The organism is Bradyrhizobium sp. BR13661 (assembly GCF_029892425.1).
Lineage (GTDB): Bacteria > Pseudomonadota > Alphaproteobacteria > Rhizobiales > Xanthobacteraceae > Bradyrhizobium.
Genome location: NZ_JARXWB010000032.1, coordinates 1 through 17936 on the forward strand (window position 1 = coordinate 1; position 17936 = coordinate 17936).

At 64.2% G+C, this 17936-nt stretch carries 15 protein-coding genes and 1 pseudogene; 9 read left to right on the plus strand and 7 right to left on the minus strand.

What is annotated here, in order from left to right:
- Positions 1-418: 418 nt before the first annotated feature.
- The gene (locus M2427_RS34500; protein WP_280711280.1) at positions 419-1162 is read left to right on the plus strand and encodes a hypothetical protein; all 744 of its coding nucleotides are present in this window, start codon (positions 419-421) and stop codon (positions 1160-1162) included.
- Between the two features lie 196 nt (positions 1163-1358).
- Positions 1359-2462, plus strand: a complete 1104-nt coding sequence (locus M2427_RS34505) for a S8 family serine peptidase (protein WP_280711281.1) — start codon at positions 1359-1361, stop codon at positions 2460-2462.
- Between the two features lie 3 nt (positions 2463-2465).
- Here the strand turns inward: M2427_RS34505 and M2427_RS34510 are convergent, their stop codons facing one another.
- The 5 genes from M2427_RS34510 to M2427_RS34530 all read right to left on the minus strand — a co-directional run bounded on the left by M2427_RS34510 (position 2466) and on the right by M2427_RS34530 (position 7347).
- On the minus strand, positions 2466-3773 hold the full coding sequence (locus tag M2427_RS34510) for a Gfo/Idh/MocA family oxidoreductase (protein WP_280711282.1): 1308 nt from the start codon (positions 3771-3773) through the stop codon (positions 2466-2468).
- Between the two features lie 161 nt (positions 3774-3934).
- Positions 3935-4735 (minus strand): phytanoyl-CoA dioxygenase family protein, encoded by an 801-nt coding sequence (locus M2427_RS34515; protein ID WP_280711283.1) that lies wholly within the window; start codon positions 4733-4735, stop codon positions 3935-3937.
- Positions 4736-4872: 137 nt separating this feature from the next.
- Positions 4873-5550, minus strand: a complete 678-nt coding sequence (locus M2427_RS34520; protein WP_280711284.1) for a GntR family transcriptional regulator — start codon at positions 5548-5550, stop codon at positions 4873-4875.
- A 163-nt stretch (positions 5551-5713) separates the two neighbouring features.
- Positions 5714-6526 (minus strand): alpha/beta hydrolase, encoded by an 813-nt coding sequence (locus tag M2427_RS34525; RefSeq protein ID WP_280711285.1) that lies wholly within the window; start codon positions 6524-6526, stop codon positions 5714-5716.
- 2 nt (positions 6527-6528) lie between these two features.
- Positions 6529-7347, minus strand: coding sequence for an alpha/beta hydrolase (locus tag M2427_RS34530; RefSeq protein ID WP_280711286.1), 819 nt, complete (start codon positions 7345-7347; stop codon positions 6529-6531).
- 152 nt (positions 7348-7499) lie between these two features.
- Between M2427_RS34530 and M2427_RS34535 the strand changes: the two genes are divergently transcribed.
- Entirely contained in the window at positions 7500-8042 is a 543-nt protein-coding gene (locus M2427_RS34535) for a methylated-DNA--[protein]-cysteine S-methyltransferase (RefSeq protein ID WP_280711287.1), read from the plus strand.
- A gap of 3 nt (positions 8043-8045) precedes the next feature.
- Here M2427_RS34535 and M2427_RS34540 read toward each other — a convergent pair.
- Together M2427_RS34540 and M2427_RS34545 are read right to left on the minus strand one after the other, a co-directional pair.
- Positions 8046-9589: pseudogene (locus M2427_RS34540) on the minus strand (acyl-CoA synthetase).
- A gap of 91 nt (positions 9590-9680) precedes the next feature.
- Complete coding sequence (locus tag M2427_RS34545; RefSeq protein ID WP_280711288.1) at positions 9681-10853, minus strand: acetyl-CoA C-acetyltransferase; 1173 nt, start codon at positions 10851-10853, stop codon at positions 9681-9683.
- 207 nt (positions 10854-11060) lie between these two features.
- On the opposite strand from M2427_RS34545, the gene M2427_RS34550 reads away from it, so the two are divergent.
- The 6 genes from M2427_RS34550 to M2427_RS34575 all read left to right on the plus strand — a co-directional run bounded on the left by M2427_RS34550 (position 11061) and on the right by M2427_RS34575 (position 17928).
- Positions 11061-11663 (plus strand): TetR family transcriptional regulator, encoded by a 603-nt coding sequence (locus M2427_RS34550; RefSeq protein ID WP_280711351.1) that lies wholly within the window; start codon positions 11061-11063, stop codon positions 11661-11663.
- A 55-nt stretch (positions 11664-11718) separates the two neighbouring features.
- Positions 11719-12477, plus strand: coding sequence for an SDR family NAD(P)-dependent oxidoreductase (locus tag M2427_RS34555; protein WP_280711289.1), 759 nt, complete (start codon positions 11719-11721; stop codon positions 12475-12477).
- Between the two features lie 188 nt (positions 12478-12665).
- Positions 12666-13472 (plus strand): enoyl-CoA hydratase/isomerase family protein, encoded by an 807-nt coding sequence (locus tag M2427_RS34560; RefSeq protein WP_280711290.1) that lies wholly within the window; start codon positions 12666-12668, stop codon positions 13470-13472.
- 43 nt (positions 13473-13515) lie between these two features.
- The gene (locus tag M2427_RS34565; RefSeq protein WP_280711291.1) at positions 13516-15387 is read left to right on the plus strand and encodes an AMP-binding protein; all 1872 of its coding nucleotides are present in this window, start codon (positions 13516-13518) and stop codon (positions 15385-15387) included.
- Positions 15388-15414: 27 nt separating this feature from the next.
- Positions 15415-16542, plus strand: coding sequence for an acyl-CoA dehydrogenase family protein (locus M2427_RS34570; RefSeq protein ID WP_280711292.1), 1128 nt, complete (start codon positions 15415-15417; stop codon positions 16540-16542).
- A gap of 141 nt (positions 16543-16683) precedes the next feature.
- Positions 16684-17928, plus strand: coding sequence for an acyl-CoA dehydrogenase (locus tag M2427_RS34575; RefSeq protein WP_280711293.1), 1245 nt, complete (start codon positions 16684-16686; stop codon positions 17926-17928).
- Positions 17929-17936: the final 8 nt, after the last annotated feature.

Here is a 17936-nt window from a genome sequence, read left to right on the forward strand (position 1 = left end):
TGCTCGCAAGCTTCTCACCATCCTCAACGCCATGCTCAGGGACCAAAAACCATGGCAACCCGCTTGACAAAGAACACAGTCGCTGAGGAGACCGCCACCGGGTCCGCGCAAAGCGCGGCCCGATGACAGGCTCCGCGGTCGTCGCGAAGGACGAGGCGCGCGCTCGGATCGCGTCGAACGGCTGTCTGCTCGCGGGCGTAGACCGAACCTGGGTGTGGCCAATCTTCAGTTCGGCTCTTGGAACCCGTAGCGGACAATCGCGCTCAGCCGAAGCCAGCCAAATTCTGCCAACACATTGATCTCGATCAAAGGGCGAATATCAGCGAGACGCTAGTTGAGCGTGTGCCGCTTTTTTCGCGCGCGGCTTTGCTGCCGGGCGCAATGATCGCGTCGCACAGTGAGAGAAGGAGGACGATCGATGTCGTTGCCGAAATTCTTCTCCAAACAGTTCCGCGAACAGATGCTGTGCCACCCCGTCTGGCTTCCTGGCGAGAGTAGAGTGCCGGGCGATATCGGCGTGATGCACGACGGCATCTTCACACGTCAGGGCAGCTTCTCCGACTTTACGGCAGTCGAGGCCAACATAGTCGACGAGGAGATCCCGGTCTCCACAAAGAGCAAGTTCTCGATCGGCGTCACCATGTCGCTCCGGCTAGGCGCCAAAGCTACCATCGATCCCAACGCGCAGGTCGGCGCAGAGCTCAGAATCGAGCGCGGCGGCGGCATGGTGCTGCACATTCCCAATCAACGCCGCCGCTACATTAGCAACCTGCTCGAGGTGTTGCATGCGCTCCCCTGGAGCAGCGAGGGCTTTGGCATGGACACCGTACTGGTGTCCGAGGTCAAGCTGGCGAAAGCGATCGCGCTGGTGCTGTCGGAGACAGGCGATACCAACGTAGACCTCACCGGCAAGGCGCTTGCGCTGCAAGCGCTCGATATTGCAGACGCCTCGGTTTCGTTCGGTGCGACCACGGCAGCTTCCTACACGACCTCGGTAGGTGATCCGCAGGGCCAGGCCTTTTATCCCTATGGCTTGCTGCTCTACAGGGCGCGCAACGGTTGGTTTCAGGATGGCAAGATCGTGCCGCTCGAAGCCACGCCGGGTACCGGCATGGACATGGCGCCATTTGAGGAAGTCTCGCCCTATGACGAGGAACTCTGAGGCAGCGCTCCAATATTCCGGTGCGGCAGCGGAAGCGCTGATCGCCGGTTACGATCCCGCGAGCGGGAGCTGGGCCTTTCCCCGCCTGGGTCCTTTCTGGGACGCGGTCGCAGAGGCGCATCGGCGCGGACAGCGTGGCTTCGGGCGGCGCATCGCGATTCTCGATTCGGCATTCGATCTTTCAGCGCCAATCCTCGTGCGCGACGCGGCGGTGTGCCTGCCCAACCGCCTCGGCGCCGACCTATCGCACGGCACTGCAGTCGCGTTGCTCGTGCGTACTGTGGCGCCCGAAGCGGCACTCGACCTTTACGCGATCGGCAGCGCCGATGGACCCGATCGTCACGCGATCGGGGCTGCGTTGCGCAAGGTCGCGGCTTCCGAAGCGACGGTTTTGTGCATGAGTCTCGGCGTGCCGGTATCCCTTGCCAACGTCGAACTGAACATGCTCGACCCGTCGCTGCTGGCGGTGGCGGCCCGGCCGCGGCAATGTCCTATACCTTCGGGCTGCCTGTGCGAGGCGATCACAGCGCTGGGCGATCGCGCGGTATTCGCTGCGGTCGGCAATGACGCCGGCAGCCTGTTCTGCCCGGCCATGTCACAGGCCGTTTACGCGATCGGCTTTCAGCTTGAACGGCGAATTGCCGATCCCGAGCGCGGCGAAAGCGCTTGGGCAACCGAGCCAAGCGGCTACGGTCAATCGGCCGCAGTGGTCGACTATACGCTGATGCAGCCTGAGGGCGTGCTCGGCAGTAGCTTCGCGACACCGCTCGTTGCCGGGGCCGCAGCGCTGCAGAACGATCCGGCGGCGATTGAGTCGATGCAGCAGGCTTGTCATCTAGGCGCAGTGGCGGACAATTTGCTCGCCGACTATCGTTCGAAAGTCGCTGATCCAGTCGAGCTGGCGCAAGCGCTTGAATTATACAATAAGGCCCTCCTCACCTTTCCCCATCAAGCGGACCTGCAGGCTGGTGCGCACTGGTGCATAGGGTGCGCGCTTTATGGCGGCACGCTGTTCGTAAATGCCGGCTTGGCGCATCTCGAAGCGAAAGATTTTGCGAGCGCCGAGCGGCTGCTCCGCATCGCGCGGCAGATTACGCCGCGCAGCGCGGACGCAGCCGCCAATCTCGCGACCTGTCTGATGCTGCGCGCCGAGACGATTCCCGACGAAGCCGGTGCATCGCTCTTGCGAGAGGCGGTCGCCGCTTTTGACCAGGCGATCGCCCTGCGCCCCAACTATCGTGGCTACGACCAGGCGCGGGCGCACGCGGCAACGATGCTCGCATCGCGTAACGCTCGGTGATCGCTACTTCGCGAACGCCGCCTCCATCGCCTTCCGCGTCTTGATCGTCTCGTTATTCGCGTCGAACGCGACATCGCTCCAGCGCACGATCTCGCCATGGGGGATGTCGTGCTTCAGCTTGAGGCGGTGGGCGAGGCCGATCGGCAGGGCACCTGTCTTCAGGCTCGCGGCCGCAGGCACGAGCTTGCCCCACACGGTGTAGCCGCCTTCGCCGTCCAGGATCTCGCCGGCGCGAAGGTTTCGCTTGGCGACGGAGGCGACATCGCCGCGGAAGCCGAAAGGCTGGCCGGTCGGCTCGCCCCGCAATGCCGCCGACAGGACCGAAATGTTCAGCTCGAGCCCGATCAGATGATAGGGCTTGTACATCGCGGCGAAGCGCCCGCTCGCGTCCGTCTTCAGGCCGTATTGCTTGAAGCAATCGGCGGCGTAATCGTTCGGCGCCTCCAGCACGACATAGACGCCCCAGCGCAGATCGCGAAATACCGGGCGGCCGTCGCGCTCCAGCGAGGAGACGACTTCGACCACGCCCGACCGTTCCAGCACGCCGCCGCGCGATCGTGGCCGCATGATGTGCGGCAGATCGTCGACGCCGCAGGGTGGAAACAGAAGTCCCTCCGAGGGCACGTCGAGCCCGCAGGCATTCGCAATCGCGGCCATCTCGATCGCCGATTTGGTGCCGTCGAGGAAGGAGTTGAACATCTGCGGATTCATGCCCGCCGACTGCGCCTCGCCGGCGGTGAGGCCATAATGCTGCCAGACGCCATCAGGCGTCACGTCGTGATAAGCGGGCAGATATTTTGTCCCTTTACCGGCGGCGACGACGCGAAAACCTGTGGCGCGGGCCCAGTCGACCATCTCCGCCGTCAGCGCCGGCTGGTCGCCATAGGCGAGCGAATAGACCACGCCGGCTTTCCGCGCCTCCTCGGCGAGCAGCGGGCCCGCCAGCACGTCGGCCTCGACATTGACCATCACGACATGCTTGCCCGCCGCGATCGCGGCGCGCGCATGCTTTATGCCGACGGCCGGATTGCCGGTCGCCTCCACCACCACATCCATCGCCCCACCCGCGATGGCGCGCGCGCCGTCATCGGTGAAGATGGTGGCAGCGATCCGCTCGGCGCTCCAGCCGACGGTGCGGCAAGCCTCGCGCGCGCGGTCGCGATCGATGTCGACGATGATGGGCACCTCGAGCCCCGGCGTGTGCGGCACCTGCGCCAAAAACATCGAGCCGAATTTACCGGCGCCAACAAGCGCGACACGGACAGGCTTGCCGGCGGAGGCGCGGGCCTGGAGGAGACGGAAGAGGTTCATGGGGATGTGTCCTGAGCAACTACCGTGTCCCGGACAAGGTGCAGCGTGTAACGCTGCACCGCAGAGCCGGGACCCAGTGTGAGGGAATTCAGTGTCGCCTGGGCCCCGGCTCAGCAGCGCATCACTGACGTGCTGCGCTGCGTCCGGGGCACGAGGCCAATCTACTCCGCCGCCTGCCGAGGCGCCCGCGTCAGCCGCAGCAACGCATCGTCATCCACCGTCTTGATCGGCGCAAAATCGCGGTGCGCGATGTACTCGGGGCGCGTCGGCGTGCGGATGTAGTTCGAGACCGCGTTCAACGTCAGGTACACGATCTTGCGCGGATAGGGCGTGATGTTGCCGCTTGAGCCATGCACGAGATTGCCGTGGAACATCAGCATGCCGCCGGGCTTGCCGGTTGGCGCGACGATGCCGCCCTGCTTGACGAGACGCGTCACGGTGTCCTCGTCCAGCGTCCAAAGCGGGTACGAGGTCGTCGAGAGGTCGTGGGAAGCCTGCAGATCGCCGGCGTTCTGACTGCGCGGCACCAGCATCAAGGGCCCGTTGATCGGCATCACCTCGTCGAGGAAGATCGCGATGTTCATCGCGCGCGGCTCCGGCATGCCGTCGTCGCGCTTCCAGGTGCCGTAATCCTGGTGCCACTGCCAGACATCGCCGGTGAAGGCCGATTTCGCGTTGATCTTGAACTGGTGCATGTAGACCGGCTCGCCGAAAACCTGTTCGACCGGATCGATCATGCGCGGATGCGCGCCCAGAATGCCGAACGCTTCGTTGTAGAGATGCGCAGCAAAGGCCGTGCGTGGCGCGCCGCTCTTCTCGCGCCAGACCTCGGGCCGGTTGGTGTCGTAAATGCCGACCGCCTCGCGCGCGAGCAGATCGACCTCCTCTTGGGCAAACAATTCAGGCAAAAACAGCCAGCCCTCGCGGTGGAAGAACTCCAATTGCGCCTCGGACAGTTTCATGGGTCGTCCTCCTTGGTTTTGTTTTTTCGTCATTCCGGGGCGCGCGAAGCGCGAACCCGGAATCCATTTGTCGTCAGTCTCTGCGGCCTAATGGATTCCGGGCTCGGTCCTACGGACCGCCCCGGAATGACGGCGAGCTACGCCGCCACCTCGTCCGCAGCCCTCAATCTCTCCTCAGTCATCCGTCCCGCCGTCTGCGCATGCGCCAGCGCGGCGCGCTCGGCCGCGTCAGCATCGCCTGCGAGAATGTGCCTGGCGATATCGGCATGCTCGGCCCAGGCGCTGCCGCGATAGTCGAGCTCCGACAGCACCGTCGCCATCGAGCGGCGCATATGCGGCCATTGCGGCGTGATCGTCTCCTCGATCACGGGATTGCCGGCGAGTTGATAGATCGCGCGATGAAATTCGACGTCGAGCGCGATCAGCTCGGCGAGAACAGTCTTGCGATCGATGCGGCGTCCGGCGGCGAGCGCCGCCTGCAGCCGCGCGCGTCCGGCTGCGTCGGTTGCAGCACGCTGAGCCGCAAGCCGCGCCGCGAGCGCATCGATGGCACCGCGCACCTCGTAGAGTTGGCGGATCCGCGCGGGATCGAGCTGAGTGACTTCAAAGCCGCGCTTGCCGCTTTCGGCGACGAGACCCTGACGGTGCAGCAGATGCAGCGCATGCGAGACCGGCTGGCGCGACACGCCGAGCTTGTCGGCGAGCTCGTTTTGCCGGATGCGCTGGCCGGGCTGCAGCGTGCGATCGGAGATCGCCTCCAGGATCCGTGCATAGACCTGGTCGATGAGGTTCGGGAGCGGGTCGAGAGGGATCACGCCGGCAGCTCCAAAAAGGGAATACCGAATTCCGTATTCGAAAATAGGGCGGTAAGGGAAGACCGTCAATGCCGACGGCGCTGCTCCGATAAGCCTTTGATTTTATTGAGGCCGTCTACTGTGCATGGGGTTGTTTTCGCAGGTCTGAGGCGGACACTGGCCGTTACTCCGCTAAAAACCGATCCACCGCCTCGCCGAACACCTCGGGCGCCTGCTCGAACATCCAGTGTCCGGCATTGGGGATCACCGCCGTCTTGCTGCCCGCGATGTGCCCTGCCAGCACCCGCCATAGCACCGACAGGCTGCCGGTGGTGGCGCCGCCGCCGATCAGCAGCGTCGGCGTCTTGATCGCCTGCGCATCCGCAACCGTATAGGGCCTGCGCTGCTCGTTGATCTGGCCGAGGAAGGTGAGCGTGTTGTCGCGCAGCTGCTGCTTGGCCGCCGCCGGCAAGCGCCGCCACGTGCCGTCGCCCTCGATGCCTTCGTAGAAATTCTGCAGCGCGCCCTCGATGTCGCCGGCGCGGATCATCTCGACCGAGCGAATCGTCTTCGCGGCGAGCGGCGGATGCGCCGGCGTTCCCTCCGGCAGCGGCAGGCTGGCGTCGAGATCGCCGCCGGGCTCGGCCAGCACCAGTTTTCGCAGGAGATCAGGCCGCGCCTGTGCCACGCGAAACGCGATGTGCCCGCCGCGCGAGTGGCCCATTAGGTCGACCGGCCCGGGCGTGACCTGCTCGATGAAGGCGATCGTATCAGCAACGTGCTGCGCCATCTTGTAATCGTCTCCGACGGCATCCCAATGCTCGGGAAAGAAATGCCGCAGGCTGACCGCGATGACGCGATGGTTCTTCGACAGCGGGCCAAGCACCGAATACCAGGTGCGGAAGTCGCCGAGCGTGCCGTGCACGCAGACCAGCGGGTGGCCTTGGCCTACTTCGAGATAGGCCATGTCGTAACCGTTGACGCGAAAGCTCTGCATGATCAGCTCGCCAGAAAATCCAGGACCACTTCGGAATATTTCTGCGGCGCCTGCTCGAACATCGGATGCGTCGCGTTCGGGATGATCGCCGTCTTGGAATAGGGCACGTGCGCGGCCAGCGCATGCAGCACCTTCGGCAGCAGGCCCTTGGTCCGTGCGCCCAGGATGAACAGCGTCGGCATCAGAATCGCTTCCGCATCCGCCTTCGAGAACGGCGGACGGTTGTCGCGGACCTGCCCGATCAGCGTGGTGGCGTTGTCGCGCAGATTCTGCTTCACCATCGCCGGCAGCCGCGGCCAGGTGCCAGGCCCTTCCAGCGTGTCGACGAAGACGGCAAGCCCGCCATCGACATCGCCCGCCGCGATCTTCTCGGCCGACGCCGTGAAGCGCGCCAGCAGCGGCGAGGGGCCGCCGGCATAGTCAGGATCGAGGCTGGCATCGAGCTCGCCGCCGGGTTCGGCGAGCACCAGCCGCCGCAGCAGATCGGGCCGTTGCTGCGCCACGCGAAAACAGATGTGCCCGCCGCGGGAATGGCCCATCAGATCGACCGGGCCGAGGTCGAGCTTCTCGATGAAGGCGATGACGTCGCTGACATGCTGGGCGATCGAATAGGTGTCGCCGACGCCGTCCCATTGTGCAGGGAAGAAGTGCCGGAGGCTCGGGACGATCATCCGGTGCCGTTGCGTCAGTGGGCCGAGCACGCAGCCCCAGACGCGGAAGTCGGAGAGCGAGCCGTGCACGCAGACCAGCGGCGGTCGGTCTCGATCCTCGCCCACGTCGAGATAGGGCATGTCGTATCCAAGGACGTCGAGGCTTTGCATTTGGTTCTCGGAAGTATTGGCTCGCGGAAAGGTAAAGCGGAACTCCTGTGCAAGATTCCCGGAAACCGGGTGGATCGCAACTATTTCCAAGCCTAGATTTGCACCGAGATCACAATGGGGGCATGCGAAGACGCCAGTCCAGGAACCCAGTCATGACCGACCAGCATTTTGCCCTGTTCGACACCAGGATCGGCCTCTGCGCCATCGCCTGGGGCCCGCGCGGCATCAACGGCACGCAGCTCCCGATGGGCGGTGAGCAGAAGATCCGCACCCGCATCAGCCAGCGCCACACCGACGCTACCGAAGCCGAACCGACGGCCGAGGTGCAGCAGGCGATCGACCGCATGACAAAATTGCTTGCGGGCGAGCCCGATGACCTCACCGATATCGAGCTCGATCTCGACGGCGTGCCCGACTTCAACCGCGGCGTCTATGAAATCACGCGCGCGATACCGCCCGGCAAGACCATCACCTATGGCGACATCGCCAAGCGCCTCGGCGGCGTCCAGCTCTCGCGCGACGTCGGCCAGGCGCTCGGACACAATCCTTGCCCGATCGTCGTGCCCTGCCATCGCGTGCTTGCGGCCGGGAACAAGCCCGGCGGCTTCTCGGCCAACGGCGGTGTGGTGACGAAGCTGAAGATGCTCGAGATCGAGGGTGCGCTGGTGAACCACACGCCGAGCTTGTTTGATTGAGCGTTAAATCTTCGCCGCCGTCTTCGGCCAATACCGATCGCGCAGATGCCGCTTCACCAGCTTCCCCGTCGGCGTGCGCGGTAGCTCGGCTTCGAAATCGATCGAGCGCGGGCATTTGATCGCCGACAGGCGCGTCTTGCAGTAGGCGATCAGGTCTGCTTCCAGCGCCTTGCCGGCGCGATTCATGTCGTGCGGCTGCACCACCGCCTTCACCTCTTCGCCCATCTCCTCGTTCGGCACGCCGAACACCGCGACGTCGGCGATGTCGGGGTGGGTGATGAGGACGTCCTCGGTCTCCTGCGGATAGATGTTCACCCCGCCGGAGATGATCATGTAGGACTTGCGATCGGTGAGAACAGGAAGCCGTCCTTGTCGAGATAGCCGACGTCGCCGAGCGTCGACCAGCCCTTGGCATTGTAGGCCTTCTTCGTCTTTTCAGGGTCGTTGTGATAGGTGAAAGCGGGCGCATCGGCGAAATAGACGGTGCCGATTTCGCCGACAGGCCGCTCCTCGTCGTTCTCGTCTAGGATCTTGATCTTGCCGACCACGGCGCGGCCGACGCTGCCGCGATGCTCCAGCCATTGTTGCGAGTTGCAGACGGTGACGCCGTTGCCTTCCGAGCCCGCGTAATACTCGATCAGGATCGGCCCCCACCATTCGATCATCTTCGCCTTGACGTCGACCGGGCAGGGCGCGGCGGCGTGGATCGCGCCCTTCAGCGTCGAGACGTCGTATTTCGCGCGGATCTCGCCGGGCAGCTTCAGCATGCGCACGAACATGGTCGGCACGAGCTGGGACTGCGTGACCTTGTATTTCTCGACGAGCCTCAGAAATTCCTCGGCGTCAAAATGCTCCATGATGATCGAGGTGCCACCGAGCACGACAGCCATCATGTTGAAGCGCAGCGGAGCCGCATGATAGAGCGGCGCTGGCGACAGATATGTGCTCTCGGCATTCATGCCGCACATGTCGGCACAGAGCACGCGCAGGAACGCGTTGGGCACGTCGATCTTGTTGCCTTCGAACGCCTTCTTGATTCCCTTCGGTCGACCGGTGGTCCCCGACGAATACAGCATGTCGTAGCCGGCGACTTCGTCCGCAATCGGCGTTTTGGGCTGCGCGGCCACTTCCTTGTCGTAGGAGCGGAAGCCGGGCAGGGGCTCGTCGACCATGTAGAAGATCGGCTCGCCCGGCGCACCCTTGACCAGGTCCTTGATCTGGTCGACGCATTTCGGCGTGGTGATCACGACCTTGGCGCCGCAATCGCCGATGATGTAGTCGATCTCGTCCTGCTTCAAATAGCGGCTGATCGCGGTGTAGTAGAGCCCGCTGCGTTGTGCCGCCCAGCAGATCTCCATGAACGCGAGCCGATTTTCCATCAGTAGCACGATGTGGTCGCCGGCCTTCAGGCCGAGCGAACGGAACAGGTGTGCGCCCTGGTTCGAGAGCTCGTCGAGCTCGCGATAGGTGATTGCCTTGCCAGTCCCTGCCATCTGGTAGGCGATCTTGTCAGGCGTGGTTCTGGCGTAGACGGACGGGTGGGTCATGGCGGTTCCTCGAATGTGCGAATGGCGAGTAGCGAGTGGCGAATAGGGCCACCCCACTCACCATTCGCAACTCGCTATTCGCTTCTTCTCGTTACAGCCGCTCCACGATCGTGACGTTGGCCATGCCGCCGCCTTCGCACATGGTCTGGAGACCATAGCGCTTGCCGCGCTGGTGCAGGGCGTGAACCAGCGTCGTCATCAGCTTGGTGCCGGAGCCGCCGAGCGGATGGCCGAGCGCGATCGCACCGCCATTGACGTTGAGGCGATCAGGATCGGCGCCGGTGGTCTTGAGCCAGCCTGTTGGAACCGAGGCAAAGGCTTCGTTGACCTCGAACAGGTCGATGTCGCCGATCTTCATGCCGGCCTTTTCCAGCGCCTTCTTGGTGGCGTGCAGCGGCGCGTCCAGCATGATGACGGGATCACCGCCGGTCATGGTCATGTGGTGGACGCGCGCAAGCGGCTTCACGCCGAGCTGCTTGAGGCCGCGCTCGTTGACGACCATCACGCCGGAGGCGCCGTCGCAGATCTGGCTGGCGCTGGCCGCAGTCAGCTTGCCGTTCTCGGCGATCAGCTTGACGCCCTTGATGCCTTCGAGCGTAGCGTCGAAGCGGATGCCTTCGTCGATGTGGTGGGTGTCCCTGCTGCCGTCGGCTCTGACGATCTCGAGCGGCACGATTTCCTTCTTGAAGTGACCGGCTTGCGTCGCCGCGATCGCGCGCTGGTGGCTGTTGTAGGAGTACTCGTCGAGATCATCCTTCGACAGGCCGTACTTCTCGGCCATCATCTCGGCGCCGGTGAACTGGCTGAACACGATGTTCGGATATCTCGCCTCGATGCCCGGGCTCTTGTAGTTGCCAAAGCCGTTCTTGGCCGGAAGCTGGGACGACAGGCCCATCGGCACGCGCGTCATCGATTCCACCCCTGCCGCGATCACCACGTCCATGGTGCCGGACATCACGGCTTGCGCGGCGAAGTGCAGCGCCTGCTGCGAGGATCCGCACTGACGGTCGATCGAGGTGCCCGGCACGCTCTCCGGCAGCTTCGAGGCCATGATCGCGTTGCGCGCGACGTTGTTGGACTGTTCGCCGACCTGCATCACGCAGCCCATGATCACGTCCTCGACCAGAGCGGGATCGACCTTGGTGCGATCGACCAATTCGTCCAGCACCTTGGCGGCGAGATCGGCCGGATGCCAGCCGGCGAGGCGGCCCCCCTTGCGCCCGCCCGCGGTACGCGCAGCGGCGACGATGTAAGCCTCGGCCATTTCGGTCTCTCCCATGATTGTTCTGAATTGGGTTGTCGGGGTTTTAAGGGGCGCGCTATCGTTTAGTCAATCGATCAATTAACTCTTGTGGGGAGGCGCTGCTTGGGCTTATCTGCGGCCCGCCTCAAGCGGCGAGAGCAAGGGATCTCCGTGAATACCAGCGTACCGAACAGGCTCCCCAGCGGAAAGAATTCCACGGCAGAGAAATTGCTCGTGGCCGCCAGCGAGCTGATGATCGAACGCTCCTCGATCGAGATCTCGCTCTCCGACATCGCGCAGAAGTCCGGCGCGAATGCCGCGCTGGTCAAATATCACTTCGGCAACAAGGACGGCCTGCTGCTGGCGCTGCTCGCGCGCGATGCCGCGACCGAAATGTCCAATCTCGAATATCTTTTGGCGCAGCAGATCACCTCGACCGCGAAGCTGAAGCTGCATATCGCCGGCATCATCCGCGCCTATCACCGGTTCCCCTACATGAACCGGCTGATCCACTATCTCCTGCACGAGAGCGCTGCCGGCTCCGCCGACGAAGTCTCGAAATTCTTTGTCGCGCCGCTACTCGACTTTCATCGCCGGCTCCTTGCAGAAGGCGTCAGCCGTGGCGAATTCCGCCCAACCGATCCGGTGTTGTTCTACACCAGCCTGATCGGCGCCTGCGATCACCTGTTCTTCGGCCGGCACGCGATGTCTCGCGCGACCGGCGTCGGCCCGGTCACCGACGACGTCTGCCGGCAATACATCAAACATATGGAAACGCTGATTTGCGGCGGCATCCTCACGCAAGCCGAGGAAGCAGTCGCGGCCGGATAATCCGGCCATCACTCTCAAGTCTAGAGAAGAAACGTCCAAGGAAAGGTAGCCTGTCATGGAATTGAAAGACGTAGCCGTTCTCATCACGGGTGGTGGCTCGGGTCTCGGCGAAGCGACCGCTCGCGCCATGGCCGCCAAGGGCGCCAAGATCGGCGTCATCGACCAGAACAAAGCCAATGCCGAGAAAGTCGCGGCCGAAGTGAAGGGCGTCGCACTCCATGCCGACGTCACCAGCGAGGAGCAGATCAAGGCCGCGATCGCGAAGGCTGAAGCCGCGCACGGCGTGGCCCGCGTGCTGATGAACTGCGCCGGCATCGGCGGCTCGCAGCGCATCGTTGGCCGCGACGGCGTTTATCCGCTCGAAAAGTTTGCCCGCATCATCAACGTCAACCTGATCGGCACCTTCAACTGCCTGCGTCTGTTCGCCGAGCGCCTCGTCACGATTGAGCCGATCGGTGAAGAGCGCGGGGTCATCATCAACACGGCCTCGGTTGCCGCATACGAAGGCCAGATCGGCCAGATCGCTTACTCGGCGTCGAAGGGTGGCGTCGTCGGCCTGACGCTGCCGGCCGCGCGTGACCTCGCCAGCCAGAAGATTCGCGTCAACACCATCGCACCCGGCCTGTTCTTCACGCCGCTGCTGATGGGTCTCAACGAGGAAGCCCGCAAGAGCCTCGGCGCCCAGGTTCCGCATCCCTCGCGCCTCGGCGATGCCAAGGAATACGGCGCGCTCGCCGTCCACATCGTCGAGAACGCCATGCTCAACGGCGAGACCATCCGCCTCGACGGCGCAATCCGTATGGCTCCGCGGTAAGCGATGCCCTTCTTACCCTCCCCTGGAGGGGGAGGGTCGGCGCGAAGCGCCGGGGTGGGGTGATCCCTCCACTCGGGCAGTGTTCGTTGGGGAGAGACCGTCACCCCACCCCGCTCGCGCTGCGCGCGATCGACCCTCCCCCTCCAGGGGAGGGTGGCAGTCCGGCTCACGACGATGTGCGAGGCCTTATGTCCCAACCGCTGCTGATCGAGCATGACGACGGCGTCGACCGGGTGACGCTCAATCGTCCTGACAGCCTCAATGCGCTCGATCCCGCGCTGATCGATGCGCTCACCATTTATTTCCAGGGGCTCCAGCGCAACCGCGATACGCGCGTGGTCGTGCTCCGGGGCGCCGGCAAAAACTTTTGTGCCGGCCTCGACCTCAAGGCCGCGATGGCGCGCCGTGCCGGCCAGCAGGAACCGCCCGGCGTCACCGAGTCCTTGGACTCGCAACGTCGCATCGCCGACATCGTGATGTTGATGCGGCGCTGTCCGCAGCCGATCCTGTCGCTGGTGCAGGGCGCGGCGGCCGGCGGTGGCTTTGCGCTGGCGCTCGCTTCCGACATTCGCATCGCGACCAGATCGGCGCGGATGAACTGCGCCTTTATCAAGCTTGGCCTTGGCGGCTGCGACATCGGCACCAGCTACTTTCTGCCGCGGCTCGTCGGCGTCTCAGTTGCCTCTGAACTCATCCTTACCGGGCGTTTCATCGGCGCCGAGCGCGCGCTCGCGGTCGGGCTGGTCTCCGAGGTCGTCGACGAAGACAAGCTCGATGCCGCGGCCGAGCCTTATGTCGACGCGATGATGATGGCCTCGCCAGTGGGACTGCGTCTCTCAAAGGAATGTCTCAACATGAGCGTCGATGCGGGATCTCTGGAAGCTGTCATCGCGATGGAGGACCGCAACCAGGTCCTGTGCAGCCGCTCCGAGGAATTTTCGGAAGGCATCAGGGCCTTCCTTGAGAAGCGAAAGCCTGTCTATATCAAGCGCTGAACAACGAAGATCCGCAAAGGACGATAATTCCGGGAGACGCAAAATGAGTGGAAGCGCGGCGGCGGTGCTGGCAAAGCCCGCCTTTCGCAAGGTCGAGTGGCTGGCGCGCGACATCGATGTCGAGCGGCGTAGCGACGGCACCGTGTTGCTGAAGTCGCGCATTCCGCTGCAGGCTTACGAGACCCATCTTCCGGCCTCGCTCGCGAAATGGGCGAAGGAAGCACCGGAACGCATCTGGCTGGCGCAGCGTGGTGGTCTCAACCGCGAATGGCGAAAGGTGTCATATGGCGAGGCCAAGCGCACCGTGGATGCGCTCACTCAAGCGCTGCTCAACCTTAGGCTCGATGGACGCCCGGTCGCGATCCTGTCCGGCAATTCGATCGAGCACGCGCTGATGACGCAGGCCGCGATGCAGGCGCGTGTCCCTGCGGCGCCGGTGTCGCCGGCCTACTCGCTGATGAGCCACGATCACGTCAAACTGAAGTACCTGTTCGACCTGATCAAGCCGGCCGTGGTGATGGTGCAGGACGGCCCGGCCTTCGAGAAGGCGCTGAAAGCGCTCGATCTCGACGGCGTCACCGTCGTTCACGTCGTGCCGCCCTGCGAGGGCATCAAGAGCGTCAGCTTTGCCGAGCTCGCGGCGACGCCGATGACCAAGGATGTCGATGCTTCGATCGCTGAGATCACGCCCGACACCGTCGGCAAGCTGCTGTTCACGTCGGGTTCAACCGGCATGCCCAAGGCCGTCATCAATACGCAACGCATGATGTGCGCCAATGCGGCGATGATGATGCAGGTGCGGCCGCGCACGCCCGGCGGCCCGTTGCCGGTGGTGCTCGACTGGATGCCCTGGAACCACACCATGGGCGGCAATGCCGCGTTCCACCCCGTGCTGGTCGACGGCGGCACGCTCTATATCGACGACGGTCGGCCGATGCCGGGCCAGCTCGAGGAAACCATCAAGAACCTGCGCGAGATCTCGCCGACCTATTACGCCAACGTGCCGGCCGGTTACGCCGCGCTTGCGGCGGCGATGGAGAAGGACGACGCGCTCTGCCGGTCCTTCTTCAAGAACCTCTCGATCATGGCCTATGGCGGTGCGCGGCTGCCGGACGATCTCTATGATCGCATGCAGACTCTCGCTGTGAAAACCACCGGCGAGCGGATCGTGTTCTACACCGGCTGGGGCTCGACCGAGACCGCGCCGACGTCCACCGGCACCTATTGGGACACCGAACGCGTCGGCCTGATCGGCCTGCCGTTCCCCGGCGTCGAATTGAAGATGGTGCCGTGCGGCGCGAAATACGAGCTACGCCTGCGTGGCGTCAACGTCACGCCCGGCTATTTCGGCCAGCCTGAACTCACCAGGAAGATGTTCGACGAGGAAGGTTTTTACTGCATCGGCGACGCCGGCATCTTCGTTGACGATGCCGATCCGGTGAAGGGTATCATCTTCGCTGGTCGCGTCGTCGAGGACTTCAAGCTGACGACCGGCACCTTCGTGCATGTCGGTTCGCTCCGCACCGATGCGATCGCGGCTGCGACGCCGGTCGTGCATGACGCGCTGGTCGCGGGGCAGGATCGCGCCTTCATCGGTCTGCTCGCCTGGCCGAACCTCCACGCCTGCCGCCAACTGGTCGGCAATCCCGACCTCAGTTTCGAGGAGGCGGTGAAGCATCCCGAGGTGATCGCCTGCTTCAGGCGCGGGCTGCAGGCGCACAACAAGGAGTGCGAGGGTGCCAGCAGCCGCGTTATTGCCCGCGCAATGCTGATGGCCGAACCTCCTTCGATCGACGGCAATGAGCTCACTGACAAAGGCTACATCAACCAGCGCGCCGGCCTCGAGCGCCGCGCCATACTGGTCGAACGGCTTTATGCCGACAAGCCGGATCAAGACATCATCCTTCTCAAGTAATCGACCTCATCAACACGGGTACGCGCCATGAATTTCGATTTCTCCGACGACCAGAAGCAGCTCCGGGACCAGGCGCGAAAATTCCTCGCCGAGAAGTGCTCGCCCAAGGCGGTGCGCGTCGTGCTCGACGGCAAGGCTCCTTACGACAAGGAGCTCTGGAAGGGCCTCGCCGAGATGGGCTTCCTCGGTGTCGCAATCCCCGAGGAATTCGGCGGCGCCGGTGCCGGTCATCTCGAGCTCTGCGTGATTGCGGAAGAGATGGGCCGTGCCAATGCGCCGGTGCCCTTCTCCTCGACGGTTTATCTTGCGGCGGAAGCGCTGCTGATCGCCGGCAGCGACGCGCAAAAGAAGAAGTGGTTGCCGGCAATTGCCTCGGGTGAGGCGATCGGCACGCTGGCGCTGTTCGAGGGTAAGGGCAATCCGGCGCCGAAGAACGTCAAGCTGATGGCTACGAATGGCGTGCTCAACGGCGTCAAAAAGCCGGTGGCCGATGGCGCGATCTCCGACTTTGCGGTGGTCGCCGCGCGCACGGGATCGAGCGGGCGCGACGCCGATATCTCGCTGTTCCTGGTCGACCTCAGGGCCGGCGGTGCCGAGGTGAAGAGCCTGACCAATCTCGATCCGACCCGCGGGCAGGCCGAGATCATTTTTAGGGATTGCAAGGCCGAGCCGCTCGGCGCGCCCGGCGAGGGCTGGAGCATTTTGACCCAGGTGCTCGACCGCGCTGCGGTGCTCTGCGCCTTCGAGCAGGTCGGCGGCTCCGACCGTGCGCTGGAGATGGGCCGCGACTACGCGCTCGACCGCATTGCGTTCGGCCGCCAGATCGGTTCTTTCCAGGCGGTCAAGCACATGCTCGCCGACATGTATGTCTCGGCGACGCTGGCGCGCTCCAACAGCTATTATGGCGCCTGGGCGCTCTCGACCAACGCGGCCGAGTTGCCCGAGGCCGCTGCCGCCGCGCGCATCAGCGCGACGCAGGCGTTTCAGCACTGCGCCAAGAACAACATCCAGGTTCATGGCGGCATGGGCTTCACCTGGGAGTTCGACTGCCACATGTACTACCGCCGCGCCAACGCGATGGCGCTTGGCCTCGGCAGCCTGTCCTACTGGGAAGACCAGCTGATCGATCGCATGCGCAAGAAGAACGCGGCGTAATGCCGTTGGTGTCCCGGACGCGATGCGGCATGCAATGCCGCTTCGCAGAGCCGGGACCCAGGGGCCGCAATGGACCCCGGATCTGCAGCGCACCACTTCGTGCTGCGCAGCGTCCGGGGAACGAAACCGAGAGATGAGACCATGAACTTCGACGACACCCCGCAGGAAGCCGAATTCCGCAGCCTGGCCCGCGCCTGGATCGGCGCCAATGCGCCCAAGCAGTATGAGGACGAGCTGCGCAAATCCTCGCTCGGCCGCACCGTGCTCAAGGACGCCAACATTCTCGAGGTCGCAAAAGCCTGGCAGAAGAAGAAGGCCGACGCCGGCTGGGCCTGCCTGCATTGGCCGAAGGAATATGGCGGCCGCGGCTCCTCGCCGATCGAGCGCGTGATCTGGCAGCAGGAAGAGGGGCCGTTCGGCCAGCTCTCCCGCATGTTCATCATCGGCCACGGCATGTGCGGGCCAACCATGATGGCGTTCGCGCGCGAGGAGCATAAGCGCACCTATCTGCCGCCGCTCGCATCAGGCGAAAAGATCTGGTGCCAGCTGTTCTCTGAACCCGCCGGTGGTTCGGACGTCGCAGGGCTCCGCACCCGCGCGGAAAAGGACGGCGACGACTGGGTCATCAACGGCCAGAAGATCTGGACCTCGGGGGCGCATTATTCCGATTACGGCATCCTGCTCACGCGCACCGATCCAACCGTGCCCAAGCACAAGGGGCTCACCATGTTCTTCCTGGACATGAAGAGCCCGGGTGTCGAGGTACGGCCGATCAAGCAGGCGAGCGGTGCCTCCGATTTCAACGAGGTCTATTTCACCAATGTCCGCATCCCCGACCATCAGCGCCTCGGTGAGGTCGGTGACGGCTGGAACGTCTCGCTGACCACGCTGATGAACGAGCGCAGCGCGATCGGCGCCGCGGTCTCGACCGGTTTTCCGGAGCTGTTCGAATATTGCTCCAGCCTGATGCTCGACGACGGTCCCGCGATCGAGGATCGCGCGGTGCGCTCGAAGCTGGCGAACTGGGCGGTGAAGGCAAGCGGGCTGAAATACACCAGCATGCGCGCGATCTCCGCGCTGTCGAGGGGCGAGCGGCCAGGACCGGAGAATTCCATCGGCAAGCTGGTCGCGGGTTCGATGATCCAGGACGTCGCGACCTACGCGCTGGATTTGCAGGGGGCGAGCGGCGTGGTCAGCGGCGAGGATGCCGAGCTGGCCGGCCGCTTCCAGGCCATGCTGTTGCGTGCGCCCGGCACGCGTGTCGAAGGCGGCACCGACGAGATCATGCGCAACATCATCGCCGAGCGGGTGCTGGGCCTGCCCGGCGACATCAGGGTCGACAAGGACGTGCCGTTCAACAAGATCCCGACCAAGGGAAGAGGGTAGAGGTTCGC

Excerpts from the sequence above, each read along its gene's own strand:
- M2427_RS34500 (WP_280711280.1), top strand. The coding sequence starts at position 419 with ATGTCGTTGCCGAAATTCTTCTCCAAACAGTTCCGCGAACAGATGCTG.
- M2427_RS34510 (WP_280711282.1), bottom strand. The coding sequence starts at position 3,773 with ATGAACCTCTTCCGTCTCCTCCAGGCCCGCGCCTCCGCCGGCAAGCCT.
- M2427_RS34515 (WP_280711283.1), bottom strand. The coding sequence starts at position 4,735 with ATGAAACTGTCCGAGGCGCAATTGGAGTTCTTCCACCGCGAGGGCTGG.
- M2427_RS34525 (WP_280711285.1), bottom strand. The coding sequence starts at position 6,526 with ATGCAGAGCTTTCGCGTCAACGGTTACGACATGGCCTATCTCGAAGTA.
- M2427_RS34530 (WP_280711286.1), bottom strand. The coding sequence starts at position 7,347 with ATGCAAAGCCTCGACGTCCTTGGATACGACATGCCCTATCTCGACGTG.
- M2427_RS34535 (WP_280711287.1), top strand. The coding sequence starts at position 7,500 with ATGACCGACCAGCATTTTGCCCTGTTCGACACCAGGATCGGCCTCTGC.
- M2427_RS34545 (WP_280711288.1), bottom strand. The coding sequence starts at position 10,853 with ATGGCCGAGGCTTACATCGTCGCCGCTGCGCGTACCGCGGGCGGGCGC.
- M2427_RS34555 (WP_280711289.1), top strand. The coding sequence starts at position 11,719 with ATGGAATTGAAAGACGTAGCCGTTCTCATCACGGGTGGTGGCTCGGGT.
- M2427_RS34560 (WP_280711290.1), top strand. The coding sequence starts at position 12,666 with ATGTCCCAACCGCTGCTGATCGAGCATGACGACGGCGTCGACCGGGTG.
- M2427_RS34565 (WP_280711291.1), top strand. The coding sequence starts at position 13,516 with ATGAGTGGAAGCGCGGCGGCGGTGCTGGCAAAGCCCGCCTTTCGCAAG.
- M2427_RS34570 (WP_280711292.1), top strand. The coding sequence starts at position 15,415 with ATGAATTTCGATTTCTCCGACGACCAGAAGCAGCTCCGGGACCAGGCG.
- M2427_RS34575 (WP_280711293.1), top strand. The coding sequence starts at position 16,684 with ATGAACTTCGACGACACCCCGCAGGAAGCCGAATTCCGCAGCCTGGCC.